16 protein-coding genes are annotated in these 14,333 nt (G+C 59.6%); 5 read left to right on the top strand and 11 right to left on the bottom strand.

Annotated elements, in window-relative coordinates; all coding sequences use genetic code 11:
* The first annotated feature begins 42 nt into the window (after positions 1 to 42).
* Together speE and LPB19_RS05730 are read left to right on the top strand one after the other, a co-directional pair.
* A complete protein-coding gene (gene speE / locus LPB19_RS05725; RefSeq protein ID WP_206645139.1) occupies positions 43 to 924 on the top strand; it encodes a polyamine aminopropyltransferase in 882 nt (293 codons plus the stop codon).
* A 100-nt stretch (positions 925 to 1,024) separates the two neighbouring features.
* Entirely contained in the window at positions 1,025 to 1,219 is a 195-nt protein-coding gene (locus tag LPB19_RS05730) for a DUF6316 family protein (RefSeq protein ID WP_206645140.1), read from the top strand.
* Positions 1,220 to 1,297: 78 nt separating this feature from the next.
* On the opposite strand, the gene LPB19_RS05735 is transcribed toward LPB19_RS05730, so the two are convergent.
* Both LPB19_RS05735 and glnK read right to left on the bottom strand, forming a co-directional pair.
* Positions 1,298 to 2,581, bottom strand: coding sequence for an ammonium transporter (locus LPB19_RS05735; RefSeq protein ID WP_206645141.1), 1,284 nt, complete (start codon positions 2,579 to 2,581; stop codon positions 1,298 to 1,300).
* Positions 2,582 to 2,648: 67 nt separating this feature from the next.
* Positions 2,649 to 2,987 (bottom strand): P-II family nitrogen regulator, encoded by a 339-nt coding sequence (glnK, locus tag LPB19_RS05740; RefSeq protein ID WP_004578958.1) that lies wholly within the window; start codon positions 2,985 to 2,987, stop codon positions 2,649 to 2,651.
* A gap of 383 nt (positions 2,988 to 3,370) precedes the next feature.
* Here glnK and LPB19_RS05745 point away from each other — a divergent pair, with 383 nt between their 5' ends.
* From LPB19_RS05745 to trmB, 3 genes are all read left to right on the top strand, one after another.
* Entirely contained in the window at positions 3,371 to 3,625 is a 255-nt protein-coding gene (locus LPB19_RS05745) for an accessory factor UbiK family protein (protein WP_206645142.1), read from the top strand.
* 69 nt (positions 3,626 to 3,694) lie between these two features.
* A complete protein-coding gene (locus LPB19_RS05750) occupies positions 3,695 to 5,224 on the top strand; it encodes a YifB family Mg chelatase-like AAA ATPase (protein WP_206645704.1) in 1,530 nt (509 codons plus the stop codon).
* Between the two features lie 73 nt (positions 5,225 to 5,297).
* On the top strand, positions 5,298 to 6,032 hold the full coding sequence (gene trmB, locus LPB19_RS05755) for a tRNA (guanosine(46)-N7)-methyltransferase TrmB (RefSeq protein ID WP_206645143.1): 735 nt from the start codon (positions 5,298 to 5,300) through the stop codon (positions 6,030 to 6,032).
* 10 nt (positions 6,033 to 6,042) lie between these two features.
* Here trmB and LPB19_RS05760 read toward each other — a convergent pair whose 3' ends face one another.
* The 9 genes from LPB19_RS05760 to proC all read right to left on the bottom strand — a co-directional run bounded on the left by LPB19_RS05760 (position 6,043) and on the right by proC (position 14,320).
* Positions 6,043 to 6,549 carry a hypothetical protein gene (locus LPB19_RS05760; protein ID WP_228289225.1) on the bottom strand — a complete coding sequence of 169 codons (507 nt, stop codon included), beginning with the start codon at positions 6,547 to 6,549 and terminating at the stop codon, positions 6,043 to 6,045.
* A gap of 26 nt (positions 6,550 to 6,575) precedes the next feature.
* A complete protein-coding gene (gene hemW / locus LPB19_RS05765; protein WP_206645145.1) occupies positions 6,576 to 7,724 on the bottom strand; it encodes a radical SAM family heme chaperone HemW in 1,149 nt (382 codons plus the stop codon).
* Between the two features lie 4 nt (positions 7,725 to 7,728).
* On the bottom strand, positions 7,729 to 8,328 hold the full coding sequence (rdgB, locus tag LPB19_RS05770) for an RdgB/HAM1 family non-canonical purine NTP pyrophosphatase (protein ID WP_206645146.1): 600 nt from the start codon (positions 8,326 to 8,328) through the stop codon (positions 7,729 to 7,731).
* Between the two features lie 8 nt (positions 8,329 to 8,336).
* Positions 8,337 to 8,801, bottom strand: coding sequence for a DUF4426 domain-containing protein (locus LPB19_RS05775; RefSeq protein ID WP_206645147.1), 465 nt, complete (start codon positions 8,799 to 8,801; stop codon positions 8,337 to 8,339).
* Complete coding sequence (gene metW, locus LPB19_RS05780) at positions 8,798 to 9,403, bottom strand: methionine biosynthesis protein MetW (RefSeq protein ID WP_206645148.1); 606 nt, start codon at positions 9,401 to 9,403, stop codon at positions 8,798 to 8,800. The genes LPB19_RS05775 and metW overlap by 4 nt, the downstream gene beginning before the upstream one ends.
* Positions 9,400 to 10,548 (bottom strand): homoserine O-succinyltransferase MetX, encoded by a 1,149-nt coding sequence (gene metX / locus LPB19_RS05785; RefSeq protein WP_206645149.1) that lies wholly within the window; start codon positions 10,546 to 10,548, stop codon positions 9,400 to 9,402. The genes metW and metX overlap by 4 nt, the downstream gene beginning before the upstream one ends.
* Positions 10,549 to 10,675: 127 nt before the next feature.
* Entirely contained in the window at positions 10,676 to 12,640 is a 1,965-nt protein-coding gene (locus LPB19_RS05790; RefSeq protein WP_206645150.1) for a dynamin family protein, read from the bottom strand.
* Positions 12,641 to 12,879: 239 nt separating this feature from the next.
* A complete protein-coding gene (locus tag LPB19_RS05795; RefSeq protein ID WP_206645151.1) occupies positions 12,880 to 13,464 on the bottom strand; it encodes a YggT family protein in 585 nt (194 codons plus the stop codon).
* A 22-nt stretch (positions 13,465 to 13,486) separates the two neighbouring features.
* Positions 13,487 to 14,320 (bottom strand): pyrroline-5-carboxylate reductase, encoded by an 834-nt coding sequence (proC, locus tag LPB19_RS05800; protein ID WP_206645152.1) that lies wholly within the window; start codon positions 14,318 to 14,320, stop codon positions 13,487 to 13,489.
* Positions 14,321 to 14,333 lie beyond the last annotated feature (13 nt).

The following is a 14,333-nucleotide window of genomic DNA, read 5'->3' on the forward strand; positions in this document are numbered from 1 at the left end:
TGGCGGCACCAATTCAGCCCATGGAGCACAGGGAGGCACCGCATGTCATCATTGAACGAAGGCTGGTTTACCGAAATCTTCCAGGATCAGGGAACCGCTTTTTCCCTGCAGATCAAGCAAAAACTGCATGAAGAGCAGACGCCGTTCCAGAAACTCGAAATCTATGAGACCGAAACCTTCGGCAATCTGATGGTGCTGGACGGGTGCGTGATGCTGACCTCTCGCGACAACTTCCTGTACCACGAGATGATGACCCATCCGGCGCTGTTTACCCACCGGGATCCGAAGAAAGTCGCCATCATTGGTGGCGGTGACTGCGGGACCTTGAAGGAGGTGCTCAAGCATCCTGGCGTGGAAGAAGCCTGGCAGGTTGAAATTGACGAGCGGGTGACCCGCATGTCCGAAAAATACTTCCCGGAACTCTGTGAGTCCAACGAGGACCCCCGGGCCAATTTCTTTTTCGGCGACGGCATCCAGTGGATTCGGGATGTAGCCCCCGGCAGCCTGGATCTGATCATCATTGACAGCACGGATCCAGTGGGGCCGGCCGAGGGCCTGTTTGCGCTGGATTTCTATCGGGATGCGCTGCTGGCGCTGAACGAGGGCGGACTGATTGTCCAGCAAAGCGAATCGCCGATGCTGCACACCGATTCCATCATCAAGTCCATTCACACCGATCTGCGCAAGGCTGGCTTCGATCACGTCCACACCCTGCCGTTCCCGCAACCGGTGTATCCGACCGGGTGGTGGAGCTGCACCATGGCTGGCAAGCACAAGCCTGTGCAGTATTTCCGGGAAGAGGATGCCGATAACCGGCCGTTTGTGACTCGCTATTACAACGCGGGTGTCCACCGCGGTGCGCTGGCGATGCCGCAGTTCATGGCGGAAAGCCTTGGCGATCCGGTTCAGCCGGGTGAAGGGTAAGGTTTATCGCTAGACAAGGTCTGCTCTCGGTCTAGACTCAAAAACGATGTGGTCGAAAATTGCATCGACCCGGTCAGCATTGAGCAAGGAGAGTCTAGTGATGGATGTGCGCAAAGGAGAGTCTGAGAAGCACTGGTTCCGCAGCGACCGGTTTTCACTGGTAAACGGTAAGTGGTTCTTTCAGACCCGGGAAGGGTCGGTGGAAGGGCCCTATGACACACACCAAGAAGCGGAAACGGTACTGCTGCTGTATCTGCGTCACTCGGATGATTCGCTGTATCACGGAGTGCGTTGAGCGGTGTCCGTAAAGTAACGTTTGCTGGCACAAAAAAGGGGCGCCCATCGGGCGCCCCTTTCGTTTGCAGTCAGTTGATTACTGACGGGCGTTAACCCACTCCGGATAGGCTTCCATACCGCACTCGGACAGATCCACACCTTCGTACTCGTCTTCTTCGCTGACACGGATGCCCATGATGGCCTTGATGACCAACCAGGTGATCAGGCTGGTAACGAAGACCCAGATGAAGATGGTCAGGGTGCCTACCAGCTGACCCATGAAGGTCGCGTCGGCGTCGGACAGCAGTACCGCGAAGATACCCCAGATACCAACCACACCGTGAACGGAGATGGCACCAACCGGATCGTCAATGCGGATCTTGTCCATGAACACGATGGAGAAGACTACGATCGCGCCACCGATGGCACCGATGACGGTCGCCAGCAGCGGAGACGGATCAGCCGGCTCGGCAGTGATCGCAACCAGGCCAGCCAGGGCACCGTTCAGGGCCATGGTCAGGTCGGCTTTGCCGAACATGATGCGAGCAACCACCAGAGCTGTGATCAGACCGCCCGCGGCGGCAGCGTTGGTGTTCAGGAACACGTTAGCAACTTCGTTGGCAACGCCGATGCCACCCAGCTTCAGCGTGGAACCGCCGTTAAAGCCGAACCAGCCCATCCACAGGATGAAGGTACCGAGGGTTGCCAGCGGCAGGTTGGCGCCCGGGAAGGCGTTGATCTGACCGTTAGCGCCGTACTTGCCGGCGCGCGGACCCAGCACCAGCACACCCGCCAGGGCAGCAGCAGCACCAGCCATGTGAACAATACCGGAACCGGCGTAGTCACTGTAGTTCAGCTCGAACATGCCGAATACTGCGTCACCGTTCCAGGTCCAGGCGCCTTCCATCGGGTAGATGAAGCCAGTCATAACAACGGCAAACAGCAGGAAGGCCCACAGTTTCATACGCTCGGCAACGGCACCGGATACGATGGACATAGCGGTTGCTACGAACACAACCTGGAAGAAGAAGTCGGAAGCACCGCTGTACTCACCCATGTCGCCGAAACCGGCTTCGGTGGATGCTGCGATAACGCCTGCAATAGCTGCGTCGTCCATTTCAGCAACGGTAGTGATGCCGTCAAGGAACAGGCCACCGCCGTACATGATGTCGTAGCCGCAAATCAGGTACATGGTACAGGCGATTGCGAACAGGGCGACGTTTTTGGTCAGGATTTCAGTGGTGTTTTTGGCACGGACAAGACCTGCTTCCAGCATGGCAAAACCCGCGGCCATCCACATGACCAGCGCGCCGCAAATCAGGAAGTAGAACGTGTCCATTGCGTACTGCAATTCAAAAATATGATTAAGATTACTTTCCATTTTAAGCCCTCCGCACAAGGCTTGATTCGGTTAAAAAATTTGCGTTGGCAGTTCTGTCAGATCCGGATCACACCGCTTCTTCGCCGGTTTCGCCTGTCCGGATCCGGATGGCCTGCTCCAGTTCTGTAACAAAAATTTTGCCGTCACCGATCTTGCCGGTGTTGGCTGCCTTGGTGATGGACTCGATCACCTGGTCCAGCAGGTTGTCGCCAATGGCAACTTCTACTTTGACCTTCGGGAGGAAATCCACCACGTATTCCGCGCCACGGTAGAGCTCTGTGTGTCCTTTCTGCCGACCGAAGCCTTTGACTTCAGTGACGGTTACACCTTGAACGCCAATCTCGGATAGTGCCTCACGGACATCATCCAGCTTGAAAGGCTTAATGATCGCTGTCACAAGTTTCATTGCTGTCTCCTTGGTAAAGCCGGCCCAGCAGTGAGGGCCTGGCGGCCGACTGATGGGTTCGGGATGCTGCCACCTCGCACATCAACTGTGCGGATTGCGTACGAGGTAGAAAGCATTGGGTGTGCCAACGCAAAAAAAACATTATATATCAATGTCCTGGGCAATGCCTGTCCCAGATTGGCGCAAAAGTGCGCACCAATAAAGAGCATTGTGCACCTAAATAGCTCGATTTGGCACCACCCTTGTTCAAGGTCCCCAGGTGGGTCTCTGTCTGGGTCATCACACGCTCGCCAGAGGCCCTTGTGATACACTGCGCCCCTAGACGGCAGAGTTGGCGTCAGGCCGTGCCGGAATTGAGGTGAGCTACCAAGAGGAAGCCGTTCGTGAAAGGTCCACAGGATATTTTTGCCCAGTTGCAGGGCCAGTTTGGTCAGTTCGTGCCGGACATGGCCCGTGCCGCCAGAGAAGACTTCGAAACCCACGCCCGAGCAACGGTGATGTCTGTGCTGGCCCGGCTGGAACTGGTTACCCGCGAAGAGTTCGACGCCCAACAGGCTGTGTTGTTGAAAACCCGTGAAAAAGTCGACGCGCTGGAGCAGCGCGTGGCGGAGTTGGAGCAGCAGCTCAAGGCGAAATAAACGCCGGTTTGCCTGGCAGGATGCCGGGCCCGGAAGTGTCTGTAACCCATGAAACCATGGAAGGTTGTCATGCTTGCGATTGTCCATTCCCGCGCCAGTGTCGGCGTGGTTGCCCCCAGTGTCACCGTCGAGGTCCACCTCTCCGGAGGTCTGCCTGCGCTGTCCATCGTCGGAATGCCGGAAACCGCGGTCCGCGAGAGCCGGGAACGGGTGCGTAGCGCTCTGCTGAATGCCGGTTTCGAATTCCCTGCCCGTCGCATCACCATCAATCTGGCGCCAGCGGATCTGCCCAAAGAAGGCGCACGATTCGATCTTCCCATTGCTATCGGCATTCTGGCGGCGTCCGGTCAGTTACCGAGCGAACCGCTGGAGCGTCTCGAGTTCGTAGGTGAACTGTCGCTCGATGGCGCGTTGCGTGCCCTGAGTGGTGTATTGCCCGCCGCTGTCGCCGCCACCGAGGCGGGCCGGGCCATTATGGTGCCTTTGGCGAACGCGCTGGAAGCATCCCTGGTCAGTGAGGGAGAGGTATTGGCCGCCGGCCACCTGTTGGAGGTTTGCGGGCATATCACGGGACAATCAAAGCTCGGTCCGGTCCCGCCTGCACCGGTTGCACCCGGGCAAGCACCGGTCGAAACTCCGGACCTGGCCGATGTGCGGGGGCAGCACGTGCCCCGAAGGGCGCTCGAGGTAGCGGCAGCGGGCCAGCACAATCTGCTCTTTTTCGGGCCTCCGGGTACCGGCAAGAGTATGCTCGCAAGCCGGCTACCGGGGCTTCTGCCATGCTTGCACACGTCTGCCGCGCTGGAGGTGGCGGCCATTCACTCTGTGTCGGGGCACCCGGTGCCACCCGAGCAGTGGCGATTGCCGCCTTTTCGAGCCCCTCACCACACGGCGTCTGCGGTTGCCATGGTGGGGGGCGGCAGCAACCCGCGGCCGGGGGAAATCTCTCTGGCCCATGGTGGCGTACTGTTTCTCGACGAGTTGCCTGAATTTGAGCGCAAGGTATTGGAGGTACTCCGCGAGCCCATGGAGTCGGGAGTCATCGCCATCAGCCGTGCAGCGCGTCAGGTGATTTTTCCAGCCCGGTTTCAGCTGGTCGGTGCCATGAATCCATGCCCCTGTGGTTTTCTGGGGCATCCGACACGGGAGTGTCAGTGTTCTGCGCAGCAGGTGCTTCGATACCGCGCCAGGGTGTCGGGCCCTTTGCTGGATCGGTTCGATATGCATGTGGAGGTGCCGGTTCAGTCTGCCGATGTTCTGTTACACAGTGGCGCCCCGGGTGAGTGCAGTGCCGTGGTGCGCGAGCGGGTGCTGCAGGCCCGGGAGCGGCAGGATCATCGGGGCGGCATCAACGCGATGCTCACCGGCCGAGCGTTGCAGGAAGCGTGCGGGCTGGATTCGGCGAACGAGCAGATGCTGACGGGCGCGATGAACCGGTTGGGGTTGTCCGCCCGGGCATTGCATCGGATCTTGCGCGTTGCGCGAACGCTGGCGGATCTGGACGATGCGGCCACACTGAGCCAGTGCCACCTGGCAGAAGCTCTGGGCTATCGTCAGCTGGATCGCCAGCAGCCAAACCGCTCGCCGGTGTCCTCCTGATGGAACGGACTCTGGTAAACTGTGTGTTTGTTCTCGTTACTTTAAACCCGCAGCCAGCGCTTGAGGATTTCAAATGACCGACCAGAAAACACCGCCCGATTCGAACGACAAGGCGTCGGATTCGCCGGTAACGACGCGCCGAGGGATTCGTAGCTTCGTTCTGCGTCAGGGCAGAATGACTGAAGGGCAGAAAAAGGCATTCGATCGACTGTGGTCGCAGTACGGACTGACCCGTGAAGACGGCATGATCGATCCACGTCAGGTGTTTGGCCGTGACGCCGTTCTGAACCTGGAAATTGGTTTTGGCATGGGCAAGTCTCTGGCCGAAATGGCGGAGGCCGCACCAGAGCAGGATTTCATCGGTGTGGAGGTGCATCTCCCCGGTGTCGGTTCGCTACTGAAGGACGTCGACGAGCGGGGGCTGGAGAACGTTCGCGTCTACAACATCGATGTAAACGACGTGATCGATCTGTGCCTGCCGGATGCGTGTCTGGATCAGGTCATGATCTTCTTCCCGGACCCCTGGCCGAAGAAAAAACATCATAAGCGTCGCCTGGTGCAGTCGGAATTTGTTCAACGCATCCGTCACAAGCTGCGCGTTGGTGGCATCCTTCATCTGGCCACGGATTGGGAAAACTACGCCGAGCATATGATGGAAGTAATGGTTGAAGCCGAAGGCTTTGCCAATACCCAGGAAGACGGCGGTTATTCGCCCCGGCCAGACACCCGGCCCATCACCAAGTTCGAGAAGCGAGGCGAGCGCCTGGGGCACGGGGTGTGGGACTTGCTTTTTTACCGCACCAATTGATCGTTTCCGATCAGTGATGTTCTAACGGGTGGCGTCGGGCTGCCCGGATAATGATCAGGCCTGCGATGCCCAGCATCAGCCCGGCGTACTTGATCAGGGCAAAGATCGTGGCCCACAGGCTGAACGTGTCGCTGGGCGGATTGAAGTTATTCAGCAACAGGATGTTTTCCACCAGATCGCTGATGGCGGCGGTGACAAACAGCGTTCGAACCCAGCGGCCGACCATGCGCTCCCTCACACCCGGGCGGTCTCGCATCAGATGGCCCGTGAGCCGGAGCAGGGTGATCAGGTAGATGGGGATAAAGAGCAGGCTCAGCCACAGGTAGCTTTTGGCCCAGGTTTCACCGTCACGTTGCCAGCTTAACAGGATGGCGTGCGCCTGATCGGCTGTGCCCGCGACCTGGAAACTCACCACGCCCTGGGGCGCAGAGGACGTTTGCAACGGTTGGTTGATCAACCAGAGTGCGGCCAGCACCAACAGGGTTGCGACCAGCAGGATTTTGAGCTTCGGCGGCATGGCCGCCCATCCTCGGGGATGGTCCATTACAGAAAACGCTCCAGCAGGCTGTTCAGGTAACGCTGTCCCAGTTCAGTCGTCTGCAACCGGTCCGGTTTCAGCAGTTTCTCATCACGCAGTTGATCAATCGTCTCTTGCACTGAGGATAGCGGCAAACCTGTGCGACCGGCAAAAAGCCTTTCGTCTACCCCTTCGGTGAGTCGCAGGGCATTCATCAGGAATTCCAGCGGTCGCTCACTGGGGGCGATCTCCTCCGACCCGGCGGTACGACTGCCAATCCGCTTCAGGTAAGCCTCCGGTTGCCGGGTTTTCCAGTAGCGTCGAATGCGGCCGTCCGCAAGACTCACTTTGCCGTGGGCTCCGGCTCCCAGCGCCAGATAATCGCCGAACGTCCAGTAGTTCAGGTTGTGGCTCGACGCCATGCCGGGCTGTGACCAGGCCGATACCTCGTAATCCCGAAAACCCTGCGCGTGCAAAAATTCGGCACCCTGCTGATAGATGTCCCACAAGCGCTCATCGTCCGGCAGCCTCGGTGGCCGGCTGAAAAACTCGGTGTTGGGTTCGATGGTCAGCTGATACCAGGACAGGTGGGGTGGCTGGTGCTCCAGGGCCGCCTGCAGGTCCCTCAGGGCATCCTCCGGAGTCTGTTCGGGCAGGCCATGCATAAGATCAATGTTGAAGTTGTCGAACCCGGCCTGACGGGCGGCTTCAATGGCCTTGTGAGCGGCATCCCGGGTATGGATTCGGCCCAGGGTCTTCAGATGCTCCGGCTTGAAACTCTGCACGCCAATGGACAGCCGGTTAATACCGGATTCCCGGAAGCTTTCGAAGCGCCCCTGTTCCAGGGTGCCGGGGTTGGCTTCGAGTGTGATCTCTGCATCGTCGGCGATCACCAGTCGTGAGCTGAGTTCGGCGAACAGCCTCCGGTAGAACTCACCGCTCATCAGCGAGGGGGTACCGCCGCCGATGAATATGGTCTGTATTTCCCGGCCGTTGGCGAGCGCAAGATCCTGTTGCAGGTCTTCCGCCAGGGCCTGAAGGTAAGCGGCTTCGGGGATCTCATCGCGCACGGCGTGGGAGTTGAAATCACAATAGGGGCATTTGCGCACGCACCAGGGCACATGGATATACAGACTGAGGGGCGGCGTAACCGCCACCGGGACAGGGGCGGTCACCGGTTCAGGCTCCCGCTCTGAGCTGTTGAATCAGCTGCGTAAGTGCGCGTCCCCGATGGCTGATCTTGCCCTTTTGCTCCCGGGTCAGTTCGGCTGCACTGCATGCCTGTTCCGGAACCCAGAACAGCGGATCATAGCCAAACCCGCCGTCACCCCGTGGCGCGCTCAGGATAGCGCCGGGCCAGCGGCCGTGGCAGATCAGTGGCGTCGGATCGTCGGCATGTTTCAGGTAAACCAGCACGCAATGGAACTGGGCGCTGCGTTCGGTGTCTGGCAGATCGCCAAGAGCCGCCAGTAAAGCGGCGATATTGTCGCTATCGCTGGCCTGGCTACCGGCATAGCGGGCGGAGCGAACGCCTGGAGCGCCGTCCAGGGCGTCCACCGCCAGGCCGCTGTCGTCGGCCAGAGCAGGCAACCCACTTGCCCGGGCGGCATGCCGGGCCTTCAGGATGGCGTTCTCAACAAATGTCACCGCCGGTTCCTCTGCTTCGGATATTCCGAGTTCGCCCTGAGCAACCGGCTCGAATCCCACCGGGCCCAGCAGGTCAGTGAGTTCGGCGATCTTGCCCTTGTTGTTGCTGGCGATAACGAGTTTCTGGCTCATGGCTGGTGTCAGTCGCTGAACAGAGTGTGAGAGAACCGAACCGGCATATCCTGTTGCACGCCCGTTGGCCGTGCGGTGATGTTGAAGGTCATCAGCTCACCCGGGGAGTACTGGTACTCGGCAATAAAATAAACGGCATCACCTTCCTGAACACGGCGGAAGGCCAGAAAGCGGACCTGCTGCACGTCGTTGGTGGCTTTGCCTTCCACCTGGCCACCGACCGGCGACAGCGAGCCGTCGTCGTTTTCCTTCATGATCGCGATGTTGATGATGCCGATGCCCTTGCTGCGGCGTAAATCGTTGGCACGGGCCACTTCCGGGGCCAGGAAGGTGCTGGGCAGGACGCTCCAGTGCACCCGGTAGTCACCAAAATCCTTGTTGCCAGCGGCCTGGGCCTGAAGGCTGAGAACCAGCCAGGTCAGGGTAATCAGACATGTTCTAGCGAGCAGACGAGCAATGCTGTTGTTACTCATGTCCCGTTCTCCCGAGTGATGCGGTAAATGGCAATTTCTCCCAACAGGTTAGGCCATAACCGGGCCAGCCAGCTATTTTGATGCTTGCCGTCCACCACGCGCCGGCTTTTGATGCGGATGCCTTTCTGACGACACAGGGCTTCAAAATCCTTGAACGTGCACAGCCGGATGTTGGGCGTGTTATACCATTTATACGGCAGCGCTTCGGATTCGGGCATGCGGCCACTCAACGCCAGCCCCCAGCGCAGGCGCCAGTGAGCGAAGTTGGGGAAGGTGACAATGCCTTCGCGGCCCATCCGGAGCATTTCGTCGAGCACCTTGTCCGGGCGGCGCACGGCCTGCAGGGCCTGGGTCATCAGCACGACATCAAAACTGTTGTCGTCGAAGTTGTCGAGCCCCTGGGTATCGAGGTTCTGCTCAATCACCGCCACGCCTTTGGCCATGCAGGTGGTGATGTGGTCCGGGTTGATCTCGAGGCCGAAGCCGCTGGCGCCGCGCTCGCGTTGCAGGAAGTCCAGCAGCGTGCCGTCACCACAACCCAGGTCCAGCACGTGGTGGCCGGGCTGGATCCAGTTCTGGATGATCTCAAGGTCTGGTCTCATGCGCCCACCTCCCGTGCAACCCGATCCATATAGGCGGAAAACGCGCTGGTGTATCGGGGGGTGGGAATCAGAAACGCGTCGTGCCCCCAGGGTGCGTCTATTTCCGCGTAGCTCACCCGCTTACGGGCGGCAATCATGGCGTTAACCATCTCTTCGGAGCGGGAGGGGTTGAAACGCCAGTCAGTGCTGAAGGACAGCACCAGGAACTCGCACTGGGCGGTGGTCATGGCGCGGGCCAGGTCGCCCCCGAAATCGTGGGCCGGATCGAAATAGTCCAGCGCCCGGGTCATCAGCAGATAGGTGTTGGCGTCGAAGGTTTCGGAGAAGCGCTCGCCCTGGTAGCGCAGATAGCTCTCGACCTGGAATTCGGCGTCGAAGCCAAATTTGTAAGCCTGGTCCCGCAGTTCCCGGCCGAACTTCTCGCCCATGGAAGCATCGGACAGATAGGTGATGTGGCCAACCATGCGGGCCAGCATCAGGCCCCGGCGCGGGATCACGCCGTGGTCGTAGTAGCGGCCGCCATGGAATTCCTGATCCGAGGTGATGGCCTGCCGGGCGACCTCATTGAAGGCGATGTTCTGGGCGGTCAGGCGCGGGGTGGACGCAATCACTACCGCGTGCCTGAGCCGGTCCGGATAATCCAGGCTCCACTGCAGGGCCTGCATGCCCCCGAGCGAGCCACCCACGACCGCGGCCCAGCATTGAATGCCAAGCCGGTCGGCCAACAGCGCCTGACTCTTGACCCAATCCTGTACCGTAACGACGGGGAACTCCGGGCCGTAGGGCTTGTCGGTTTTCGGGTTGTTGCTGTTCGGGCCGGTACTGCCGTGACAACCGCCCAGATTATTCAGACTGACGACAAAAAACCGGTCGGTGTCGATGGGCTTGCCGGGGCCGATGCAGCTGTCCCACCAGCCGGGCTTGCGTTCCTCCGCAGAGTGATAGCCCGCGGCATGGTGATGACCGCTCAGCGCATGGCAGATGAGCACAGCGTTGCTGGCGTCTTCATTGAGCTCGCCGTAGGTTTCTACCACCAGTTGGTAGCTGTCCAGAGCTTGGCCACAGGCAAGGTCAATGGGGGTATCGAAACGGTAGGTCTGTGGGGTGACAATCCCAACAGAATCCGCGGGCAACGAATCAGACATTGGCGCGACAGGTTCCTGGTTCGGTCCGTGATAATCGGGAACAGCAATGATTGAGCCATTGCCAGCCCAGCAGTTTAAAGCCGGGCTGGCATCGCTGCAACTGAGCGTGCCGGGAGGCGCGCGGGGATCAGACCGCGCCGGAGATGGTGACGACTTTCTGTTGGATCAGTGTCGGGGCCGGCTTGCGGATCTGCCGTTGCATGGCGTCCGCCAGTTCCAGCTGGCGCTGCAGATCCGAAATGGTGTGGTTCAGGCGCACGCGCTCGGCACGGCTGTCCCGATCACTGCGTACCATGTCCCGCAGCCGTCGGATCTGGTGTTCCAGCAGCTGCTTCTGTTCCATCGAGTACTGCATGATCGGCAGCAGCGCTTCGTTGGGCCAGCGTTCCACATCTGCCCGCACTCTGGCGTGCAGGGTGCGGGCTTCACCCACCATGACATTGAAGAAGCGGCGCACCAGCAGCGACTGCTCGGTCAGCAGGTTCTTGGGGCTGATCCGGAAACGGCGGGCCTTCTTGCGCAGTTCGCGAATGGCAATGACATGGCGACCTGCACGCAGGGGAATGGGTTCGAGATGGCGCGCACGGGTGTCTTCGTTGTAACGGCGATAGATGGCACCGACCATTTTTTCCGCCAGATGACCTTCACTGAGCAGGTTGGTCAGGTCGGCTTCCAGCAATTCGAAGAAGCGGTCCATGGCCCGGTTCATGCCGGCGGTGGTCCAGCTCTTGCTCATGGTCTTGCGAATCTGATCGGCGTGCTCTTCGAACCGTTCTTCGCTCACCAGTTTTTTCAGCATATTGCCCTGGGAGTCCATGAGTCGGCGACTGGAACGCAGGGTGATCAGCTTTTTGTAATAGAAGTCGTAATCATTCTGGGCCCTTTCCGCCAGACGGCCCAGTGCCGGCTTATCCATGGTGGTGCCGGAGCACGCCTGCAGTTCCTCCTGCAGTCCGGCAAGGCGGCTCTGCATGGCGGCCTGGCTGTTTTGCAGCATGCCCAGCAGGTCGTTAATCAGGTTCTGGGTGATCAGTTGTTCCTTGTGGGCCAGAATGCGCTGGATGATCAGGCTCTCCAGATGCCCGATGTTGGCGCGCTCGAACAGGTCCTGGTCCTTGCGGACGCGCGCCAGCAGGCCTTGCTTGGCCGACAGGGGGATCACGTCCTGGCGATTGATGCCCAGATGATCGGCGGTGTAGCTCTGCACCCGGTCAATGGCGTCAGCGGTATGCTGCTCGCCTTGCAGGTCATCCCAGAGCACGTCGATTTTGTTGAGCACCGCGAAGCGGCCGGCGCGGTGGTCGGCGTGTTCGGTGTCGATGTGTTCTTTCCAGATGGTCATGTCGCTGGCGGTGACGCCGGTATCGGCGCTGAGCACAAAGAGCACCGCATGGGCCCGGGGCAGCATGCTGATGGTCAGTTCCGGTTCCGACCCCAGTGCGTTCAGACCTGGAGTGTCGAGGATGCGAAGACCGCGCTCGAACAGAGGGTGGCGGATACTGATCTGGGCGTTACGCCATGCCGGTACCAGGACGTTGCCCGGGGTGTCACGGTCGTGCTCCAGCATGTGCTCTTCGAAGCCGAGTTTGCGGGCTTCGTCCGGCGATACACTTTTGATTCGTGCCACTTCCGCCAGCACTTCGCGCATGACTTGCGGATCGTTTTCGTCCAGCTCGTGGCGAACCCACAGGTGAGGCTGCTTGCGCAGTTGCTGCAGGGATTGCTCTTCGGTGCGGGTTTCGATCGGCAGCAGCAGCAGGTAGTTCTGGTTGGCGCTGCGGTCGAAGAAAAGCTCGGTCGGGCACATGGTGGTGCGGCCAGCCTGGGAAGGCAGCATGCGCTGGCCGTACTCGGAGAAGAACAGGGCGTTGATCAGCTCGGTCTTGCCCCGGGAGTATTCCCCCACGAAAGCGATGGTCAGTTCGTCTTCAATCAGAAGCTCCAGGCCGTGGCGAATCCGGGTGCTCACGTCGTCGGAAAAGAGATCGTTATCCTGCAGCCACAGCCGGTAACGGCCGATCTGGCGGATCAGGTTCTTTTTCCAGTTGTGGTACGCCTCTACCTGCTGCGACAGAGTTCCCTGCTGATTCATTGGTCTATCCTTCTTCGCGACTTCCAAGTGCCTGCTGGTGACAACTCACGTGTGACAGATTACTTATCGGCAATAATATCCTGTTCCTAAGTCACTGGAAGCGCTCAAGAAGTTGAATGTGTCGCGGGTTTATGCAGAAGGGGGTATAAAAAAGCTGCAAAATCATAGGGATGATGATGCAGCTTGAGATTTTCGAGGGCTGGATTAGCTTGTAACGAATTGTTTCTGTGAGACTTTGTTTACATTCCCAGGCCGATGGAGCCGAGACCGGCGGCCAGCTTCATGTGTTTAATGACGACCGAAACCACGTTCAGGATCAGGAACACCACGATCGGGGACAGATCCAGCCCGCCCATGGACGGCATGATGTTACGAATCGGTCGGATCACCGGTTCGGTGATCTGTTCAACCAGCTGGATGGCCGGATGGGAGCTGCCCGGTGCGATCCAGCTCACCACAACCACCGCAATCACCGACCAGAAGTAGATCTTCACGATCAGGTCCAGCACGTTCAGAAACGCCCACACCAGCAGGGTAATCGGATTGATGGCCGGGATACCGCCGTTCAGCGCAATCAGGATCAGGAAAAAGGTGGCCGCCTGAATCAGGATGGCCAGCACCAGTGCGGCCCCGTCAATGCCGCCCCAGCCGGGGATGATGCGGCGCAGCGGGCGCAGCAGCGGATTGGTGGCCTTCACCGCGAACTGTGTGATGGGGTTGTAGAAATCCGCCCTGGCCAGCTGCAGCAAAAATCGCAACAGCACGATGGTCAGGTAGAAGGTTGATGCGATCAGCAGGATGGTGATCAGAATTTCTGCCAGCATGTAGCCGTGTCTCCGTTAACGGTTATTGTTTGCCTGCCAGTTGTTCCGCCATTTCCTCAGAACGCTTGAACGCAGTGCTATAGGCCTTTTGTATCAGATCGCGGAGGCCGCCGTCTTCAAAGGCGTGGATGGCGCGCTCAGTGACGCCGCCCGGGGACATGACATTCTGTTTCAGCTGTGCCGGGTCGTGCTCGCTGCGCGCGGCCATCTCGGCGGCGCCTGCCATGGTCTGGATGGCCAGGGTCCGCGCGGTGTCGTCGGCCATGCCGGCGTTCTTGGCGGCATCTTCAAGGGCTTCCAGGATCAGGAAGAAATACGCCGGGCCGCAGCCGGACAGCGCGGTAACCCCGTGCAGCAGGTTTTCCTCTTCGACCCACACAGCGGTGCCGATGCTGTCAAAGACCGACTGCACCATGGTTTTCTGTTCGTCACTGACCTGATCGTTGGCATACAGGCCAGCAGCGCCCTTGCCCACCAGTGAGGGCGTGTTGGGCATCACCCGTGCCACCGGGAGTCCGCCGCCGAGCCACTCGTCAAGGGTTTCCGCTGTCAGGCCTGCGGCAATCGACACCATCAATGGCCGGGTATTCTGCACCATCGGAGCGATATCGCGGCACACATCCGCCATCACCTGCGGTTTGACCGCCAAAATGACCATGTCAGCCTGCTGTGCGCAGTGCCGGTTGTCGGTGGTGACGCTGACGCCAAACTGTTTGCGGACGGACTGCAGATGTCCGTCATCCGGAGCACTGACCCAGATGTTGTCAGCCTCATAGCCGTGTTCGAGCATGCCGCCGATGATGGCGCTGGCCATGTTGCCGGCACCAATAAACGAAATGGTTGGTGTTTTGCTCAAGAGTTACTCCAGC

It is taken from the genome of Marinobacter salinisoli (genome assembly GCF_017301335.1).
Lineage (GTDB): Bacteria > Pseudomonadota > Gammaproteobacteria > Pseudomonadales > Oleiphilaceae > Marinobacter > Marinobacter salinisoli.